We start from the raw sequence: 18,855 nt of genomic DNA, 5'->3' as shown, positions 1-18,855 counted from the left end.
TTAAAAAGGGAGGCTCACAAGGATACAGAAGCAGGCAATGACTAAACCCTCAAAATTTCCCCGTTTTATTCCCTTAAGTCCAGCCTCACAGGGTAATAGTGAAAATGTTTTATATTACGATGCTAATGCACCTATGGACGCCATTTATGAGTGCGCCAGTGCAAGACTACAAGCTATTCTTAATCTACTAGATATATTGCATGATTTTAAAGGCTCATCTCCTAATAACACAGCAGTACTGTCAGTGGTTGCTAGCTATTTATTAAATGATGCTAATACGTTATTTGAGGCATTAAGCTCTTTAACATTAGAAGTTGAAAAAGATGAATAATCGTTATAAAGGGCTTATTAATAAGCTCTTTTGTAAACAAGTTCTCTTTGTATACTTAAAGAGTTAGTTATAATAGTCAACTATTCAAAGAAAGTTACTAATTAATAAAAAAAGGTAGATTTAATATGGAATTAAAAAGAGTACTAAAATTAGTTAACGATTCTTTTTTATTTATACTATTTTTATTTATCATAAGTCATAGCAATTTGTATGCACAAACTAGTGATGATACAAATTCGTCTTTAACCGAGACTTTAAAAAGTGTAGCTGAAGAAATGAATAAAAAACTTCCTATGTGTATAACTAGGAATATAACTTTAATAAGCTTAATGGCCGATAAAAATACACTTATTTACAATTACTCTTATACAAAGTTATCTTCAGAAGAAAGTAAAAAAATGTATAGGGATATCAAAGAAGAATTAGAGTCAAAAACAATACAGTTTCAGTGTTTATTTGACAGGAAAGTTAATCCATTAAATAAAGGTACAATAATAACCAATTTCTATGGTAATGATAACCAACTAGGCTATAGTATTAAAATTAATAAAGTAGATTGTGATAATATTAAGTGAGCAATATTAAACTATTGATTATATAGTAATAAGATAAATAAAAGGCTAGTAATTACTAGCCTTTTATTGTTTTGATAAACCATTATTTTTTGTAGTTAGCGACTGCTTTTTTAATTTCTTCTTTAGCAGCATTTGAGTCGCCCCAGCCTTCTAATTTAACCCATTTGCCTTTTTCTAGGTCTTTGTAGTGTTCGAAGAAGTGTTTAATTTGGTCTAGGAGTAACTGTGGTAAGTCTGAACACTCTTTAACATTGTTATAAAGAGGTGTTAGTTTTTCATGAGGAACAGCTACTAATTTGGCATCACCACCTGCTTCGTCAGTCATATTTAATACGCCAATAGGACGTGCACGAATAACTGAGCCAGCCGCTACTGGGTAAGGGGTAATTACTAGCACATCTAATGGGTCGCCATCGTCTGCTAGGGTGTTAGGAATATAACCGTAGTTAGCAGGGTAGAACATGGGGGTAGCGATAAAACGATCTACAAATAAGGTGTCTGAATCTTTGTCGATTTCGTATTTGATAGGGTCGTGGTTAGCTGGGATTTCAATTGCTACATAGATATCATTAGGGATATCTTTACCTGCTGGGATGTCACTATAACTCATTAGGTTGCTCCAAGTTATCAATAAAGTTAGTTAATAATAAGGTTAATAAAAATAGCTTAACAATCCATTTGGTATGTATTCCAAGCGGTTTTGGTGGCAATTCTATCGTAAAATGCTTTAGCACGGTAATTATTCTCTGCAGTAATCCAGCGAATAAATGGCCAGCCTTGTTGTTGCGCTTGTTGCTTAAGTGCTTGCATTAAAGCATCGACTACTTTTTTACCACGACAGTCAGGGTTTACAAATAGGTCATCTAAAAAACCTACAGTAAAACCATTTAGAGGGGAAAGCATTTCACGGTAGTGGGCTAAGCCAACCAGTTCTCCCTCTAGCTCTGCTACTAAGGCAAACATTTTTTTATCTTTAATCCATTGCCATACAGTAGCTACTTTCTTTTCATCAAAGTCACGTTGGTAAAAGCTAATATAGCCTTTGTAAACATCAATCCATTGTTGGTAGTCTTTTTCTTCTACAAATCGAATAATTACATTTGTCATTTTATTTTGCCTTGTTTATATCCAATTGATAGGTGTGCCAAATGGTTTTTCTAGCTATTTTATCGTGGAAGGCTTTGGCACGGTAGTTGTTTTCTCGGGTTTTCCAACGAATAAATAACCAATTTCTGTCTTTAGCTAAACGTTTTAAATCTTCTATTAGTAAATCTGCTACGCCTTTGCCTCGGTATTCTTCTACTACAAATAGGTCTTCTAAGTAGCCCGTTAATTTGCCATTAAGGGGGGAGAATAGTTCTTGTGAGTGGGCAAGGCCAATAAATTGTCCATCCACAATAGCAACAGAGCAGAATACTTTGTGTTGCATGAGCCATTGCCATAGCGTAGTCACACTTTGTTGGTCAAAAGTTCTACGACAAAAGGTGATGTAGCCTGTATAGAGCTTTACCCATTGTTGATAATCTTCTGAGGTAATAGCTCTTACAGTAATGGTTGTCATAGCGTGCCTATTAGCGAATAGTGATGCCTTGTTCTGCCATAAATGCTTTAGCTTCTGGAATGGTGTATTCGCCAAAGTGGAAAATACTAGCAGCTAGTACTGCATCGGCTTTGCCGTAAATAATGCCATCAGCTAGGTGCTGTAGATTACCAACGCCACCAGAAGCAATAACGGGTAGTGAGATAGCTTCACTAATAGCACAGGTTACACCAAGGTCAAAACCATTTTTCATACCATCTTGATCCATACTAGTGAGTAATATTTCACCAGCACCCAATGCTTCCATTTTTCTTGCCCATTCTACCGCGTCTAATCCTGTAGGTTTACGTCCGCCATGGGTAAAGATTTCCCAACGGGGTTGTTCATCACCTGTGGAAACTTTTTTAGCATCAATCGCTACTACAATACACTGTGAACCAAAGCGTTCAGCCGCCTCTTGAACAAACTCAGGGTTAAATACCGCAGCAGTGTTAATGGATACTTTATCCGCGCCTGCATTAAGTAGGTTACGGATATCTTCTATAGTTCTTACACCACCGCCTACGGTTAATGGAATAAATACTTCACTAGCCATTCTTTCTACAGTATGTAGGGTTGTATTACGATTATCCACGGAGGCAGTAATATCTAAAAAGGTGATTTCATCTGCCCCTTGTTCGTTATAACGGCGCGCAATTTCTACAGGGTCTCCTGCATCACGAATATTTTCAAACTTTACGCCTTTTACCACACGACCGTTATCAACATCTAAACAAGGGATAATGCGTTTTGCTAGTGCCATATTAACTCCAGATATTATTTTTTAGCTTTGTATTCATCGCAAAGTCTTTGGGCTTCACCTAAGTCTAAAGTATTTTCATAAATAGCACGGCCAGTGATAACACCTGTGATATTAGGTTGGTTAGCGTCTAATAGTGTTTGAACATCGTCAATAGTATGGATGCCACCTGAGGCAATAATGGGGATTGAGGTAGAGGCAGCTAATGCTGCTGTGTGCTCTACATTACAGCCTTGTAGCATGCCATCGCGGCTAATATCTGTATAAACAATGGCTGATACACCATAGTCTTCAAAACGTTTAGCAATATCTTCTACACGATGTGAGCTAATTTCTGCCCAGCCATCAGTGGCTACCATGCCTTCCATCGCATCAATACCAACAATAATTTTGTCTGGGAAGTTGCTACAGGCTTCTTTAATAAAATGAGGGTCTTTTACCGCTTTAGTACCAATAATAACGTAATTAACACCTGTCATTAGGTATTGATCGATGGTTTCTAGAGAGCGAATACCACCACCCACTTGAATAGGCAGATCTGGGAATTTGTGAGCAATAGCCTGTACGATAGGGGCGCTAACTGGTTTTCCTTCAAAGGCACCGTTTAAATCTACTAGATGTAGTCGTTTACAGCCAGCTTCAACCCATTTTGCAGCTACTGCTACAGGGTCATCAGAAAAAACGGTAACATCGGTCATTTTACCTTGGCGTAATCTAACACATGCGCCATCTTTTAAATCAATAGCTGGAATAACTAACATATTTCACCTTCAGAGTAATTTAATGGGAAAGGGTAATAATTAGGCTTACCAATAACCATCCCATGTAACGAAATTTTGTAATAGCTGTAAGCCATGTGTATGGCTTTTTTCAGGGTGGAATTGCACAGCAAAACAAGAGCCCTTAGCTACTGCAGCAGCAAAATCTACACCGTAGTGAGTAGTACCTACTAGTTGTTGGTTGTTTGTTACTTTTGCATAGTAGCTATGTACAAAATAAAAACGACCTTGATTAGGAATTTCATGCCATAGTGGGTGATCTAGCGATTGGTTTACTTCATTCCAACCCATATGAGGAACTTTTAATCGTTCATCATTGGTTTCATGTAGGTCTTTACCAAAAAACTTAACTTCACCTGAAAATAGTCCTATACAGTCAACGCCATTATTTTCTTCACTGCTATCAAATAAGGCCTGCATACCAACACAGATGCCTAGGAAAGGACGTGTACCACTAATTTCTTTCACTAACTCATCAAAACCTAGGCGACGAATTTCCGCCATACAGTCTCGAATAGCTCCAACACCAGGAAATACTATCCGATCTGCTTCCCTAATAATATCAGCGTCACTAGTTACTATGACACGGCCTGCACCAACATGTTCCAAAGCTTTTGCTACGGAATGGAGATTACCCATTCCATAGTCAATCACAGCCACCGTTTGCATTACAAACACCCTTTAGTGGAAGGAATTTGGTCGGCCATTCGCGGATCGTGTTCTATAGCCATACGAAGCGCACGACCAAAGGCCTTAAATACAGTTTCTATTTGGTGATGAGCATTCGCGCCACGTAAGTTATCAATATGCAATGTTACTTTGGCGTGATTAACAAAACCATGGAAGAACTCTGAAAATAACTCTACATCAAACTTACCTACTGTACCTCTTGTAAAAGGCACATGCATTTGTAGGCTAGGACGACCAGAAAAATCAATCACAACCCTAGATAATGCCTCATCTAATGGAACATAGGCATGGCCATAACGACGAATACCTTTTTTATCACCAATTGCTTGATTAACCGCTTCACCTAGAGTGATACCGATATCTTCAACACTGTGATGATCATCAATGTGGATATCGCCATTACAGGTGATATCTAAGTCTACTAGACCATGCCTAGCTATTTGATCTAGCATATGTTCAAGAAAAGGAATGCCAGTATCAAACTTGGCTTTGCCTGTACCGTCAAGGTTAACTGATACCTTTATTTGTGTTTCTTTTGTATCACGTTTAACGGTTGCGCTACGTTCAACCATTGCTGCTCCAATTAGTCGTATAAAATATTTATTATAACTAAATGTTAAAATAAATACGTTAGTTGGCTAAAAATTATAGAATAAAGAATTCAAGATACTATACTGTATAGTAAACCGCTTTAAAATGGAAAAAATTATGAAGGCAATTAAATATCTCAGTTATTTTATCATAGGACTTGTTGTTCTAATTCTCCTGCTGTTTTTTGGGTTGATTTTGTTCTTTAACCCTAATAATTACAAGGCTGAAATTCAGAATCTAGTTAAAGAAAAAGCTAATATGGAGCTCAAAATTGATGGGGATATTAGCTGGACATTTTATCCATGGCTAGGTATTTCTATTCAAAATACCAGTGCAGCTAGTGTAGAAAGCCCAGAAAAACCTTTTGCACAGGTTAAAGAGTTAGACCTTTCAGTAAAATTACTGCCTTTATTTAAAGGTCAAATCCAAATGAATGACGTTAATATTGATGGCCTCGTTGTTGATTTGGAAAAAGACGCACAAGGCAAAACCAACTGGGATAAAGTGGGACAAACCACAACAGCGGAAAATACACAGACTACTACCGATAAACCAACTGAAAAGCAGCCAACAGAATCTACAGGTAACGGTAAAATTAATTTAGATGTGAATAGTATTACCATTAACAATACTAAAATCATTTATAAAGATTTAAAAGCAGGACAAGACTATACAATTAATGATGTGCATCTATCTACAGGAACTATTCGTATTGGTGAACCTGTAACAGTTAAATTAGGTGCTAATCTTAAAAGTGCACAACCTAAGTTGTCTACCACTGTTAACTTACAAGGTCAGTTAGTTTATGATCTTGATGCACAGCGTTATGAAGTAAAGGGGCTTGATTTAGCAAGTGATATTTCAGGTGATATGTTTAATGGTAAAACAGCTAGTTTCACGGCTAAAGGTGATCTTGTTGCGGACTTAAAAGCTAATACGGCTGCTTGGAATAAACTTGGCCTAACCTTAGATGATTTAAAAATATCAGGTAGTATTAATGCTGCAAATATTACAGGCACTGTGCCAACAGTAAAAGGGGTGATAACAGCCGATACCTTTAACTTACGTAAAGTACTAACAGATATTGGTGTTGCATTACCAGAAATGGCTGATAGTAAAGCATTAACTCAAGTAGGTTTTTCTACAAACCTATCTGGTTCTACTAAAGCAGTTGCTTTAAATGATTTAAAAATCAAATTAGATAGCACTAACTTTACAGGCAATATAGCTATTACTGACTTAGCAAAACAAGCAATAAAAGTTAAGCTAACAGGTGATTCTATTAATGTAGATAACTATTTACCACCAGAAACTAAACAAACTGCGCAAAACACTAAAGCAACCACCACTACAACAGGTACAGGTAAAACAGTTACTGTTAACCAGCCTGTTTGGAGTAATGATGCTATGTTTGATCCTAAAAGTTTACGTGGTTTAGATATAGATGCGGACTTAACTATTAACCAATTAACAGTTAAAAAATTACCATGGCAAGGGTTTGGTGCGAAATTAACGGCTAAAAATGGTGTGATCAATTTACAAAATGTTGGTGGTAAATTATTTACTGGCTCTATTAATGTAAAAGGTTCAGTAAATGCTAGCTCCAATACGCCTCAAATTACAATACAGCCAACTATTAGCAATATTCCTATGGATAAGCTATTAGCCAGTCAAGATATGAAAGATATTTCTATTAGAGGTAACTTAAACTTTAACGGTAATATCCGGACTGCGGGTGTAAGCCAAGCTGCCTTAGTAAAAGGCCTAAATGGTACTGCTAACTTTGTGGTAAATGATGGTGCATTAATTGGTGAAAACTTTGAGTATCAAGTTTGCCGAGCAGTTGCTTTAGTGAGAAAACAATCTTTAACTTCTCAATTTAATCGTACAGAGACTAAATTTAACCAATTAAAAGGGTCAGTAAATATTACTAATGGTGTTGCTAGCAACCAAGACTTAGTTATCTCTATTGCTGGTTTTGAAACCAAAGGTAAGGGTACTTTCAATGTTCCTACCATGATGGTTGATTACCAAATTGCCCTAGCGTTAAAAGGTGAGCAAGATGTTAGTGGTGATCCAGCCTGTAAGGTAAATAAAGATGTTGCTGGTGTCGACTTCCCATTACTCTGTAAAGGTTCAGTACTTGCAGGTGGTGGTCTATGTGGTATTGATACGGGTGCTATTGGTCAAATGGCTTTAGAGGTTGGTAAAAATAAAGCTAAAGAAGAAGTTAATAAAGCGTTAGATAAAGAAAAAGACAAATTAAATAAGAAGCTTGAAGAGAAATTAGGTGATAAAGCACCTAATGTTGAAGGGATTTTAAAAGGCATTCTGAAGAAGTGATAAACGCTGTATCCTTTGCTGAGAAGGTGCTTGTATGGTATGACCAACATGGTCGCAAGCACCTACCTTGGCAGCAAGATGTAACTCCCTATAAAGTTTGGGTTTCTGAGATTATGTTACAGCAAACCCAAGTTTCTACAGTAATCAATTACTTTTCTCGTTTTATGGAGTCGTTACCAACGGTTCAAGCCTTGGCAAATGCTCCACAAGATGAGGTTCTACACCTGTGGACAGGGCTTGGCTACTACAGTAGGGCAAGAAACTTACAAAAAACAGCACAAATCATTACCAATGACTATCAAGGTATCTTTCCTGATACAGTAGAAGAACTAACTGAACTGTCAGGTATAGGGCGTTCTACTGCTGGTGCAATTCTTAGCCTAGCAATGAACAAGAGAGCTGCTATTTTAGATGGCAATGTTAAACGTGTATTGTGTCGTTATTTTGCGGTACAAGGTTATCCTGGAGAAACTAAGGTAGCTAAACGGCTTTGGGAAATTGCTGAACAGTTAACACCTAATGAACGCGTTAATCATTATACTCAAGCCATGATGGATATGGGGGCTATGCTTTGTACACGTACTAAGCCTAATTGCCTGTTGTGCCCGATACAAGCTGATTGTAAAGCGAGAATAGCGGGTACTACCAAAGCTTATCCAAATCCTAAGCCTAAAAAAGAGTTACCACAGAAGCATGTAATTATGCCCTTGTTTAAGCATCAAGATGCCATTCTACTTTATCAAAGACCCAATACAGGCCTTTGGGGGGGATTATGGAGCTTACCTGAAGTGCAAAACCAAGCAGAATTACAAAGTTACGCAAAACAACATGGTTTGACAATCGTGGCTGAAAAGCCATTAACAAAGCTTATACACACGTTTAGTCATTTTCAACTAACGATAGAACCTTATCTTATAGAAGTTAGCCCAAATGTTAATAAAGTGGCTGAAAACACCCAAATCTGGTATAACTTAACCCAACCACCTCGTTTAGGGCTAGCCGCCCCTGTAAAGAAGTTATTAGCTCAAGTAAGCTAAATTAGTAGGAGTATACAAATGGCACGTATGGTTTTTTGTCGTAAATATCAGCAAGAATTAGAAGGTTTAGATAATCCTCCTTATCCAGGTCCAAAAGGCCAAGATATCTATGAAAATATTTCTAAAAAAGCTTGGGATGAATGGACAAAAGAACAAACAATGCTGATTAATGAAAAGCATCTTAATATGATGAATGCTGAACATCGTAAGTTTTTACAAGAACAGATGGAGAAATTTTTTCTTGGTGCAGCTTATGCTAAAGCAGAAGGTTATGTTCCTCCTTCAAATTAGAAAATAATTTTTTCATTAGACTCTTGACAGTCAGCGTTAAAAACAGTTTAATAGCGACCCATTGCTCGGATAGCTCAGTCGGTAGAGCAGAGGATTGAAAATCCTCGTGTCGACGGTTCGATTCCGCCTCCGAGCACCATATATAAAGCCTAGTTAATTGATTTAACTAGGCTTTTTTATTATCTAAAATAAACTTCCCCTCTATTTGTACCCCATTTTTATTTGTTATAAGGTAAAATTAAGCAAGGTTTGGCTTTTAATGGCATCAGTAAAAGAAACAGAGATACATTTCAGCAAACTTCCTGATATTGTTGCAGTACAATCTATACCAGCTTTTCCTCTGGCAAACATTATTATCAGAATTAAATATGTAGTTAGATTGTTTAATGTATGAAATGATGGGTATGTTGTTTAGAGTAAGCGAATTATTATCTAGCTTACTCTAAATATTGAATAATTTTATTTTAACAAGCCATTTTCAAAAGAATATACACTACTTGATATTGAACCTGATAAAAAGCGTGACGTTTCAGAAAGTTTTGCACTAATTGAAACCGTATCGCCTGTCCTAAGTGCTAAAACTTTTCTTGTTGTTGATGAGTTTTCATTCATACTTACAAGAGCTGAACATTCTGTATTTTTTAAATCTTGGATTGTCACAGAATAATAGGTTACTGATGGTGAGTTTTCATTAACTGTAGGCATACGTTTCTTTTTTTCTACACCTTGAACCTTGCCTGATAAAATAACAGTTTTTCCTTCCCATTTTGAACTGGCAGCGGCTGAGCTTTGTTTATAGTCATTCCATATTTGTTCTAATGAAATAGTTTGAGCAGATCCTTGAGGGAAACTGCTACCAGAACCATTAGTTACTCCCTCTAAGTTTTCTCTAATATTTTGAGAGGTATTTAATGCTTGCTCAGAAGCATCTAGTGCATTTTGTACATGCTCACAACCAGCCAATAAAAAAAAGATGATCCCATAGTTAACATAACTTTTAAATAATTCATCATATAATTCCCTAAAAAAATTTAATTAACACTAAAAATATTATCATGAGTAAAATTTGAAATATCTAAATCCTTAGATGACAATAAGTAACAAAATTATACAACTGTTTGATAATTGCTATCAATGAATAGTAGCTCAACTTTTTAAAGTATAATTTCTCCCGTTACGTGGGAGAAATTATAAATTGGCTACTTCTTATATACCTTATTGTGTTGGTATGTTATAGGCTTGAAGAATTTGGATACCATTAGATAAAGGGCAAGTAGTAAATTGACCTTTACCTAGGTAGTTAATCTCAACTGCATCTACTGTTCGTCCTTGCTTAGCAAGAATTATATGAATAACTGGTTTACCACCATTTAGCGCATAAGCGTTTGTGAATGTAGTAGCTGTGTTTTCCCAACTAAATGTTTTGTTATAAACAACTGTTGAATATCCACTACCATCTTTCACCGTATAGAGATGTCTTATGCCATGGTTTCCAGGGATAATTTTATTATTAAAAGTCTCTTTAACACCATCTTCATCAAAATCTACTTGGTGAGAGTTAGGATCATAGTCAGCTGTCATTTTTGGTAGTTCGTGTATTTCGCCAATGCCAGTGCATAGATAGTTAGAGCGTTTTGTTTGCTTCTTAGTAGGGCAAATAGAAAAATCATCAGGCCTGTTATAAGAAATATCATAAGCTTGTTTAGTTTCTGGATTTATAACTTGTAGTGTAGATACTTCATCAATAGTGGTTGTAGCTATTTGTAATGGTTGAGTGCTTTTTTCAGCATAGACTAGAGTCTTTTGCCCTGCATCTTCAATAACAACTACCCATTCATTAGTTGCTTTATTTCCCATGACTAACAATTCTTGAGTTTTCCCATCACCTTTTAAGTTAGCCTCAAGAGAGTTAAACTGTTGCCATTTTTGCCAACTCTGTAAACTACTCTCATCTACCCCTTGTATAAGAGGCGTTTTTTGACAGTTTGTCTCAGACGCTTTGGCCTGTATTGATAATGGGTATATTAATAAGCTAAGTGCAAACAGAGAAGTAGCATATTTTCTCATAAAATCCCTATTTTTATATGTTAAGTTTTGTTATGGTGATATTAATATATTGAAATATCAAGAGTTATTAATTATTTTAAAATATAACAGCTTATAACTCTTGATTAGAAAAAAAGACTTTTAAACTTTATATATGCTTATCTATCTAATACTCTTAAAAAGCGATCAATACGATTTTGTGTGCGATCAACAGTATTCATAACTTTGTCACCAGTATCCATTGCTTTATCAAAGGTATCCATAGATTGATCAACATTGTCAGCCACTTCATTTGTGGTATTAGTAGTTTTTTGAACTTGTTGATCAGCACATCCAGCGAAAAAAACTAAACTTATGGCAACAATAACTAACTTAGAAAATAGCTGCATAAATAATTACTCCAGTAATTTTTAAATAAATTGTTACCAAATAATACTATAGTCTAATATGTTATGACAAGTTGGTAATTAACAATAATTAGATAGTGACTATTCGATACTTGCAGCGCAAGCTATATCATATAAAATATTAAACTAATAATTAAACTTTACTTAGTATGATCAAGCCTTTGCTTGCAAAAACTAGTTATCATATCAACCAAATTGTTAAATGACGCAACAAGCATATTTAGCAATAAATGAAAGGTGTTATTTGTTTTGTTATATTAGCCTTTGTGACTAGCTTTATTTTGGTAAGGATGTCTATTATCTATCAACAAATTGGCAATACTGATCCTGCATTTTATATTTATTTAGTTGTATATTTTAAGTTCTTTTTGCACGCAAAGAGTTGAAAAAAACAAACTAACACGTGCTTATAATATGAAATCTCCCACCAAAAAATCTGTAACCTACTATCTTAGATTTTGATCATAACTTCTTTAAAGAGGTGGTAGAAGCTTGGGGACTTACATATTAATTTAATTATTATGAAAAGATTTCTATTAATATTTTTAGCATTACTCTTTATTTGCTGTGGATTCCTTATCGCTTTTAAAAGGAACCAACTACCAATACTATTTGTATAATAAATAGTTGTATGCGAGTATCCCGTCATCTTAGTAGCATCTTCTAGACTGACAGAAAGACTAGGTAAATTTACTTGAATCATACAAGATTCCCCGCAAATAATAATTACCATGTTGAGATATAAAAATAAAAAAATTGAGCATAGAAAACTCCATGCATGACAAATAAATTGAAGTGTAAAATACGAAAAATCTTAGGCAAAAAGACCTATAACTGGCTAATTAACCATAAGATTTAAATTGTAAGTTCTTTATTGCAATAAAATAGAACCATTGTCTAAAAGACAGTATTAATTTGATTTTAAATCCTTATATTAATTAGCGCCGTTTATATGATCTTTTGCTGTCATTGAGAATTTTTTATTTTATTAGTTTTGCTAAAGTTTTGGTCTTATGGCGCACTCGGCGGGAGTTGAACCCACGACCCCTGCCTTCGGAGGGCAGTACTCTATCCAGCTGAGCTACGAGTGCATATAGAAGAGGGGCATAATAATACGCATATAATAGTTAATAGTCTATACTTTTGGTTGTTTCATTTGTAGCAAAAATAGAAATTAAATTATTAAGTTATTAATTTTTACTGAAAAGGGTTTAGTTACTTATAATAGATCAATTAAAAAATAATAAATTGGTCTATTATTGATACTTTGACGTAAAACTAATAACTTCTTGGATGTTGCTATGAATAAACCTGCACTTATTGCTATGCCTGAATCTTTACAGTCAATGAAGTTACATGGCATCAATGCTTTTTCAGAAGCTTTGGCAGACAAAGGTTTAGATAGTAAGGCTTATCAGCAATGGTCTGAAGGAAAACAGCAACAATTAGCTAGGGTATTGGCTTGTAGTGAGTTTGTTGTAGAGCAAGTCAGACGTTGTCCAGAAATACTATTAGAATTATTAGAAAGTGATGAATTCGATCGTAGTGTTAGTACTCAGGAGATTGTTGAGCAGTTAGCAAAAGTTGTAGATGCTTGTAGTACAGAGGATGAGTTATTAAGTTGTTTACGTAAGGCACGTAATCGTCAGCAAATTCGTATTATCTGGCGTGATATTACAAGGCAAGCAGATTTAATAGAAACTTGTAAGAATCTTTCTGATTTTGCGGATGCAAGTATAGATCAGGCCTATCATTGGTTATATAGAGAGCAAGCCAAGGTTTTTGGTGTACCCATTGGTAGATATACTAAACAGCCACAGCATTTAATTATTTTAGGAATGGGTAAACTAGGGGCTCAAGAGCTAAACCTTTCTTCAGATATTGATCTAATTTTTGCCTATCCTGAAGGGGGAGAAACAGAGGGAGCCAAGAAATCTCTAGATAATCAGGAGTTTTTTACACGATTAGGCCAGAAGCTAATTAAAGCATTAGATAGTATTACTATTGATGGTTTTGTTTTTCGGGTAGATATGCGTCTGCGTCCTTATGGTTCAAGCGGTCCTTTAGTTTATAGTTTTCCTGCAATGGAGCAGTATTATCAAGATCAAGGGCGTGATTGGGAACGTTATGCCATGATTAAAGCACGTGTTGTGGCTGGTGATAAGGAAACAGGCAAAGATTTAATAGATATTTTAAGACCTTTTGTGTATAGGCGTTATCTTGATTTTACGGCTATTGAAGCATTACGCACAATGAAGCAGTTGATTCAACAGGAAGTTAAACGTAAGGGTATGAGTGAAAATATTAAACTTGGTTCAGGTGGTATTAGAGAGATTGAGTTTATTGCACAAGCTTTTCAGTTAATTCATGGAGGAAGGGATTTAAGCTTACAACAACGACCTTTGCTAAAAGTATTGGATACTTTAGCAGGTGAGGGATATCTTCCTTCAGCCGTTGTTGATGAGTTAAAGTCAGTCAATTGTTTCTTACGCTATGTAGAACATGCTATCCAAGCTATTGCCGATAAACAAACGCAAATGTTACCAGATAATCCAACAGATCAAGCTCGTGTAGCTTTTATGATGGGTTATGAAAATTGGCAAGCATTTTATGATGCCTTAACAAAATATCGTGAGCGAATTGATTGGCATTTTAAGCAAGTGATTGCTGATCCAGAAGAAGAGGAACAAGAGGCTAGCCAAACTATAGGTGAAGAGTGGTTTCCTTTATGGATAAGAACACAAGATGAAGAAAATTCCTGTAACCAGTTAGCGGAAGTGGGTTTTACAGATGTTCAAGAACTTTATCAGAAGTTAATGGATTTACGTCATAGCCCTAGCTTGAGATCTATTCAGCGCACGGGAAAAGAGCGATTAGACGCTTTTGTGCCACGCTTAATTAATGCTGCTATAGAGTTAGAACAACCCACTTTAAGTATATTAAGAGTATTACCTTTAATCGAAGCGGTAGCCCGTCGCTCAGTTTATTTAGTGTTACTTACGGAAAATCCAGGTGCTTTAAAAAGGTTGTTAAAGCTTTGTGCAGCAAGCCCATGGATTGCTGAGCAAATTACTCATTACCCAGTGTTACTTGATGAATTGCTAAATGAAGAAAAATTATTTAGTCCACCCAAAGCAGCAGAATTAGCAGCAGAGTTACGGCAACATTTAGCACGTATTCCTGAGGATGATTTAGAGCAGCAAATGGAAGCACTTAGGCATTTTAAATTAGCACATCGTTTAAGGGTGGCAGCTTCTGAAATTACAGGTAATTTACCACTAATGAAAGTGAGTGATTATCTAACATGGTTAGCTGAGGCTATTTTAACTGAAGTATTGCATTTAGCATGGCGTCAATGTGTGTCTAAATATGGTGTTCCACAACGATTGGATGGCACATCTTGTGATTTGGATTATATTATTATTGGTTATGGTAAGGTGGGTGGTATAGAGATGGGGCATAACTCAGATCTTGACCTTGTTTTTATCCATAATGGTGATCCTCAGTCTGAGACAGATGGTGCTAAATCAATTGATGGTTTGTTATTTTTTACCCGTTTAGGCCAGCGGATTATCCATATTTTAACCACTCAAACCACCTCTGGTATTTTATATGAAGTGGATATGCGTTTAAGGCCTTCAGGTGCATCAGGTTTATTAGTAAGTAGTTTGGCAGCCTTTCAAAGATATCAAGAAAATGAGGCGTGGACTTGGGAGCATCAGGCTTTAGTAAGAGCTAGAGTATTAACAGGTGCTTCCGATGTAGCAGAAGCATTTGAAAAAATACGTATTGAGGTGTTAGGAAAGCAACGTGATCTAACACAGCTGCAAACAGAAGTCAGTGAAATGCGCAAAAAAATGCGCGATAACTTAGGGACGCAACATACTAATGCTGGACTAGGTAATAATGCATTTGCAGCAGATCAGTTGTTTAATTTAAAGCATGATGCAGGCGGTATGGTAGATATTGAGTTTATGACTCAGTTTGTTACATTAGCATGGTCTTGGAAATACCCTGAGTTATCTGTTTATACCGATAATATCCGTATTTTAGACGCAATGGCAGAAACTCCTCTGATGACACCAGAAGATGCACTTTGGTTACAAGATACTTATCGAGCTTATCGTTCTGTGGTACATAAATTAGCATTACAAAATGAGCCCAATTTAGTAGCTGCTGATCAGTTTATCGAAGAGCGGAAAAGAGTAATGAGTTTTTGGTATTCTCTTGGGTTAAATTAATATTTACTTGGTAACTGCTGCGTTACAATATCCAATACTTGTTGTGCAGTTAATGGTTTGGATGAAGAAGTAGCGGAAATATGAGTTCATAATACTGCTTGCTAAAAATATTTGTAATTTTACACTCATGATGTAGAAGTTTTGATGGAACATGATTAAATGACAACGTTGTTAAGAAAAGAACCTTTAGTGTTAGCCATAATGATAATATTGCTATTTACGACGTATGCCATGGCAAATATGCGAGCTGCCATGAGAAACTGGCAGCCACCATCCTCCGTATTAAAAGCGCCACAAGTAGATAGCGCTAACATGGAAAATAATTCCTTACCTAATCTTGAGGTTTTACAGGAAACATTAAAAATAAATTGTGATCATTATCAATGTCAAGTTAATGCTGCTTATCATGTAAATACGAAAGAAAAAGAAGCTTTAAAGTTTGAATTTATTTTGCCAATAGATACTAAAGTAACAGCGACTATAAACACTGTAGCGGTTACTACTAATGTGACTATGGATAATACCTACCGTTTTCAAGAAGATGAAATTAGCTCTATGTCTCGATTTGAAAATTCATTTCAAGTTTATAAAGCTGATTTTTCAGGAACCTTACAAAAAGGAGATAATATTATAGAGGTAAATTATATACAGCCTTTATCAATACTAGAGGCGGACTATGGCTATTTTATTAGTAGTAGATTTGTAGAAAATTTTATCTATATCTTAGCACCTCTGAAAGAGTGGAAATTAGCTGATAATTTTGTACTTAATGTAGAAGTAAGTACTGTTAAGAAGAGACCAGATCGCAACCCTTGGAGTTTATTTAAAAGCCGTGCTATTAATTGCTCATTAACTAACGGTAAAACCACTAAAGAAAATGGCAAAGTTGTTTATCGTAATAAACTAACTAAAGAATTTCCAAATAATTTGATTTGTACTATGGGTGATAGCGATTTATTAAAAGGCCTATAAAAGGGTAATGGGCGGGTAGTTGATAACAGCATAGCTTTTGTTATTTTAGGATAACCATCTGATCTGGTATTATAAGCAAAATCCTGATGCAGATAAAAGTTACTAATGAAAATTCTAGTTGTTGGCCCTTCTTGGGTAGGTGACATGGTGATGGCGCAAACACTATTTATGTGTTTGCGTGAAGAACATCCAGATTGTGCTATCGATGTATTAGCGCCAGAGTGGAGTAGACCTATTTTAGAACGTATGCCAGAAGTACGAGAAGCGCTGTCTTTTCCTTTAGGGCATGGTGCATTAGATATTAAAATCCGTAAACAAATAGGGCGTTCATTACAAGGTAAATATGATCAAGCGATTGTATTACCTAATTCACTTAAATCTGCGCTAGTACCTTATTTTGCTAAAATTGCTAAACGTACAGGTTGGAAAGGGGAAATGCGGTATATCTTGTTAAATGATATTCGCAAACTCGATAAAACACTTTACCCTCTTATGATTGAACGTTTTATGGCGCTCGCTTATCCAAAAGGAGAGGTTTTAGTCCATCCTTACCCTAAACCTCATTTGGAAATTGATCCTACCTCTCAACAACAAGCATTAACTATCTTTAATTTGCAAAAAGATAAACCGATATTAGCTCTTTGCCCTGGTGCGGAGTTTGGTGAGGCGAAGAAATGGCCTGCTGAGTATTATGCTAAAGTGGCTGAAGATAAAATAGCAGCAGGTTGGCAAGTATGGATATTTGGATCTAAAAATGATTATCCAGTAGGTGAAACCATCCGTAATCTTTTACCGAATGAACAGCAAAAGCATTTATATAATCTAGCAGGGCAAACAAGTTTGGCACAGGCTATAGATTTATTAGCTTGTGTTAGTGCGGTGGTTACTAATGACTCTGGGTTAATGCATGTAGCTGCTGCTTTAAATCGTCCAATTGTGGCGGTATATGGCTCAACCTCACCGCAGTTTACCCCTCCGTTAGCTGACCAAGTAGAGATAGTTCGTTTAGGATTAGATTGTAGCCCTTGTTTTCAACGTACTTGTAAGTTTGGTCATTACAATTGTCTAAAGCAATTAAAGCCAGAGTCAGTCGAAACAGCATTGGATAAGTTAATTCATGTTAAACAGGTGGATTAGATGCGAGTTTTATTAATTAAAACCTCTTCGCTGGGTGATGTAATCCACACTTTACCTGCTTTAACTGATGCTAAAAGAGCAATTCCTGATATTCAATTTGATTGGGTGGTAGAGGAAAACTTTGCTGAAATACCCTGTTGGCACCCTGCGGTTAACGAAGTGATTCCTGTAGCTATTAGACGCTGGCGCAAGAACCTTTGGCAAACATGGAAAAGTGGCGAATGGAAAGCATTTAAGCAACGTATACGGGCTTATAAATATGACTTAGTGATAGATGCTCAAGGTTTATTAAAAAGTGCTTGGTTAACCCGCTATGTAAAAGCGCCAGTAGCAGGTTTAGATAAACAATCAGCTAGAGAACCAATGGCTAGTCGTTTTTATCATAATGCTTATTCTGTTGCTTGGGGACAACATGCTGTTGAACGAGTACGTCAGCTATTTGCACAAGCTTTAAATTATCCATTACCAGCAACATTAGGTGATTATGGTTTAGATCGCCAGCGAGTAATAGGAGATTTACAAGACAATGATCCTTACTTAGTGTTTTTACATGGTACTACTTGGGATACAAAACATTGGCCAGAATATTATTGGCGACAATTGGCAGAAATACTAAATAAGCAAAATATTGATATTAAATTACCTTGGGGCAATGAGAAAGAGAAGTTAAGAGCTGAGCAGATAGCAAAAGATTTAGTTAATGTGGAAGTTTTACCAAAATTAAATCTAAAAGGTATAGCGAGTGTTTTGGCAGCAGCTAAAGCTTGTGTAGCAGTTGATACTGGCTTGGGGCATTTGGCAGCAGCGTTGGATACTCCCACTATTTCTTTATTTGGCCCTACTAATCCTGAGTTGACAGGTTCTTATGGTAAAGATCAAATTCATTTAATCGGCAAGTACCCTGCTTGTATTCCTTGTTTAAAGAAAGAGTGTACTTATCAGCCTACTGAGCAGGATAAACAGCAATTTGATCTGAATAGAGAGTTACCTATTTGTTTTACACAGGTAAATCCACAACAAGTTATTAATCATTTATCCCCATTACTTAATAAAAAACCCATCGTTTAAGATGGGTT

Annotated in this window: 19 protein-coding genes and 2 tRNA genes; 10 read left to right on the top strand and 11 right to left on the bottom strand. The window is 36.0% G+C overall.

What is annotated here, in order from left to right; translation table 11 throughout:
- The first annotated feature begins 37 nt into the window (after positions 1 to 37).
- Together MTZ49_RS03655 and MTZ49_RS03650 are read left to right on the top strand one after the other, a co-directional pair.
- On the top strand, positions 38 to 331 hold the full coding sequence (locus MTZ49_RS03655; protein WP_264747036.1) for a hypothetical protein: 294 nt from the start codon (positions 38 to 40) through the stop codon (positions 329 to 331).
- A 125-nt stretch (positions 332 to 456) separates the two neighbouring features.
- On the top strand, positions 457 to 906 hold the full coding sequence (locus tag MTZ49_RS03650) for a hypothetical protein (RefSeq protein WP_264747035.1): 450 nt from the start codon (positions 457 to 459) through the stop codon (positions 904 to 906).
- Between the two features lie 82 nt (positions 907 to 988).
- On the opposite strand, the gene ppa is transcribed toward MTZ49_RS03650, so the two are convergent.
- From ppa to hisB, 7 genes are read right to left on the bottom strand one after another with little or no spacing between them, the layout of a single operon-like run.
- Positions 989 to 1,516, bottom strand: coding sequence for an inorganic diphosphatase (gene ppa / locus MTZ49_RS03645; protein ID WP_264747034.1), 528 nt, complete (start codon positions 1,514 to 1,516; stop codon positions 989 to 991).
- 56 nt (positions 1,517 to 1,572) lie between these two features.
- Complete coding sequence (locus MTZ49_RS03640; RefSeq protein ID WP_264747033.1) at positions 1,573 to 2,013, bottom strand: GNAT family N-acetyltransferase; 441 nt, start codon at positions 2,011 to 2,013, stop codon at positions 1,573 to 1,575.
- A 1-nt stretch (position 2,014) separates the two neighbouring features.
- Positions 2,015 to 2,467: a GNAT family N-acetyltransferase gene (locus MTZ49_RS03635; RefSeq protein ID WP_264747032.1), complete on the bottom strand. Its 453-nt coding sequence runs from the start codon at positions 2,465 to 2,467 to the stop codon at positions 2,015 to 2,017.
- Between the two features lie 10 nt (positions 2,468 to 2,477).
- Positions 2,478 to 3,248, bottom strand: coding sequence for an imidazole glycerol phosphate synthase subunit HisF (gene hisF / locus MTZ49_RS03630; RefSeq protein WP_264747031.1), 771 nt, complete (start codon positions 3,246 to 3,248; stop codon positions 2,478 to 2,480).
- A 14-nt stretch (positions 3,249 to 3,262) separates the two neighbouring features.
- Positions 3,263 to 4,006: a 1-(5-phosphoribosyl)-5-[(5-phosphoribosylamino)methylideneamino]imidazole-4-carboxamide isomerase gene (gene hisA / locus MTZ49_RS03625; protein WP_264747030.1), complete on the bottom strand. Its 744-nt coding sequence runs from the start codon at positions 4,004 to 4,006 to the stop codon at positions 3,263 to 3,265.
- Positions 4,007 to 4,051: 45 nt separating this feature from the next.
- Positions 4,052 to 4,693 (bottom strand): imidazole glycerol phosphate synthase subunit HisH, encoded by a 642-nt coding sequence (gene hisH, locus MTZ49_RS03620; protein ID WP_264747029.1) that lies wholly within the window; start codon positions 4,691 to 4,693, stop codon positions 4,052 to 4,054.
- Positions 4,693 to 5,286: an imidazoleglycerol-phosphate dehydratase HisB gene (gene hisB, locus MTZ49_RS03615; RefSeq protein ID WP_264747028.1), complete on the bottom strand. Its 594-nt coding sequence runs from the start codon at positions 5,284 to 5,286 to the stop codon at positions 4,693 to 4,695. The genes hisH and hisB overlap by 1 nt, the downstream gene beginning before the upstream one ends.
- Before the next feature lie 124 nt (positions 5,287 to 5,410).
- Between hisB and MTZ49_RS03610 the strand changes: the two genes are divergently transcribed.
- The 4 genes from MTZ49_RS03610 (at position 5,411) to MTZ49_RS03595 (ending at position 9,115) form a co-directional block, all read left to right on the top strand.
- Positions 5,411 to 7,648 (top strand): AsmA family protein, encoded by a 2,238-nt coding sequence (locus MTZ49_RS03610; protein WP_319804742.1) that lies wholly within the window; start codon positions 5,411 to 5,413, stop codon positions 7,646 to 7,648.
- A complete protein-coding gene (mutY, locus tag MTZ49_RS03605; RefSeq protein WP_264747825.1) occupies positions 7,648 to 8,685 on the top strand; it encodes an A/G-specific adenine glycosylase in 1,038 nt (345 codons plus the stop codon). The genes MTZ49_RS03610 and mutY overlap by 1 nt, the downstream gene beginning before the upstream one ends.
- An 18-nt stretch (positions 8,686 to 8,703) precedes the next feature.
- The gene (locus tag MTZ49_RS03600) at positions 8,704 to 8,976 is read left to right on the top strand and encodes an oxidative damage protection protein (protein ID WP_264747026.1); all 273 of its coding nucleotides are present in this window, start codon (positions 8,704 to 8,706) and stop codon (positions 8,974 to 8,976) included.
- A gap of 63 nt (positions 8,977 to 9,039) precedes the next feature.
- Positions 9,040 to 9,115, top strand: a tRNA-Phe gene (locus tag MTZ49_RS03595).
- Positions 9,116 to 9,435: 320 nt separating this feature from the next.
- On the opposite strand, the gene MTZ49_RS03590 is transcribed toward MTZ49_RS03595, so the two are convergent.
- From MTZ49_RS03590 to MTZ49_RS03575, 4 genes are all read right to left on the bottom strand, one after another.
- Positions 9,436 to 9,939, bottom strand: a complete 504-nt coding sequence (locus tag MTZ49_RS03590; protein ID WP_264747025.1) for an OB-fold putative lipoprotein — start codon at positions 9,937 to 9,939, stop codon at positions 9,436 to 9,438.
- Between the two features lie 252 nt (positions 9,940 to 10,191).
- A complete protein-coding gene (locus tag MTZ49_RS03585) occupies positions 10,192 to 11,043 on the bottom strand; it encodes a hypothetical protein (RefSeq protein WP_264747024.1) in 852 nt (283 codons plus the stop codon).
- A gap of 137 nt (positions 11,044 to 11,180) precedes the next feature.
- On the bottom strand, positions 11,181 to 11,411 hold the full coding sequence (locus MTZ49_RS03580; RefSeq protein WP_264747023.1) for a hypothetical protein: 231 nt from the start codon (positions 11,409 to 11,411) through the stop codon (positions 11,181 to 11,183).
- 1,032 nt (positions 11,412 to 12,443) lie between these two features.
- Positions 12,444 to 12,520: transfer RNA gene (locus MTZ49_RS03575), tRNA-Arg, on the bottom strand.
- A 210-nt stretch (positions 12,521 to 12,730) separates the two neighbouring features.
- On the opposite strand from MTZ49_RS03575, the gene glnE reads away from it, so the two are divergent.
- From glnE to rfaC, 4 genes are all read left to right on the top strand, one after another.
- Complete coding sequence (gene glnE, locus MTZ49_RS03570; protein ID WP_413774172.1) at positions 12,731 to 15,670, top strand: bifunctional [glutamate--ammonia ligase]-adenylyl-L-tyrosine phosphorylase/[glutamate--ammonia-ligase] adenylyltransferase; 2,940 nt, start codon at positions 12,731 to 12,733, stop codon at positions 15,668 to 15,670.
- A 159-nt stretch (positions 15,671 to 15,829) separates the two neighbouring features.
- Positions 15,830 to 16,642 (top strand): hypothetical protein, encoded by an 813-nt coding sequence (locus tag MTZ49_RS03565; RefSeq protein ID WP_264747022.1) that lies wholly within the window; start codon positions 15,830 to 15,832, stop codon positions 16,640 to 16,642.
- A 105-nt stretch (positions 16,643 to 16,747) separates the two neighbouring features.
- Entirely contained in the window at positions 16,748 to 17,779 is a 1,032-nt protein-coding gene (gene waaF / locus MTZ49_RS03560; protein ID WP_264747021.1) for a lipopolysaccharide heptosyltransferase II, read from the top strand.
- Complete coding sequence (gene rfaC / locus MTZ49_RS03555; RefSeq protein WP_264747020.1) at positions 17,780 to 18,847, top strand: lipopolysaccharide heptosyltransferase RfaC; 1,068 nt, start codon at positions 17,780 to 17,782, stop codon at positions 18,845 to 18,847. It begins immediately after the preceding gene.
- Positions 18,848 to 18,855 lie beyond the last annotated feature (8 nt).

The organism is Entomomonas sp. E2T0, assembly GCF_025985425.1.
Taxonomy (GTDB): Bacteria; Pseudomonadota; Gammaproteobacteria; order Pseudomonadales; family Pseudomonadaceae; genus Entomomonas.
Note: the sequence above shows the minus strand (reverse complement) of the source record. Positions and strands in the feature narration are given on the sequence as shown.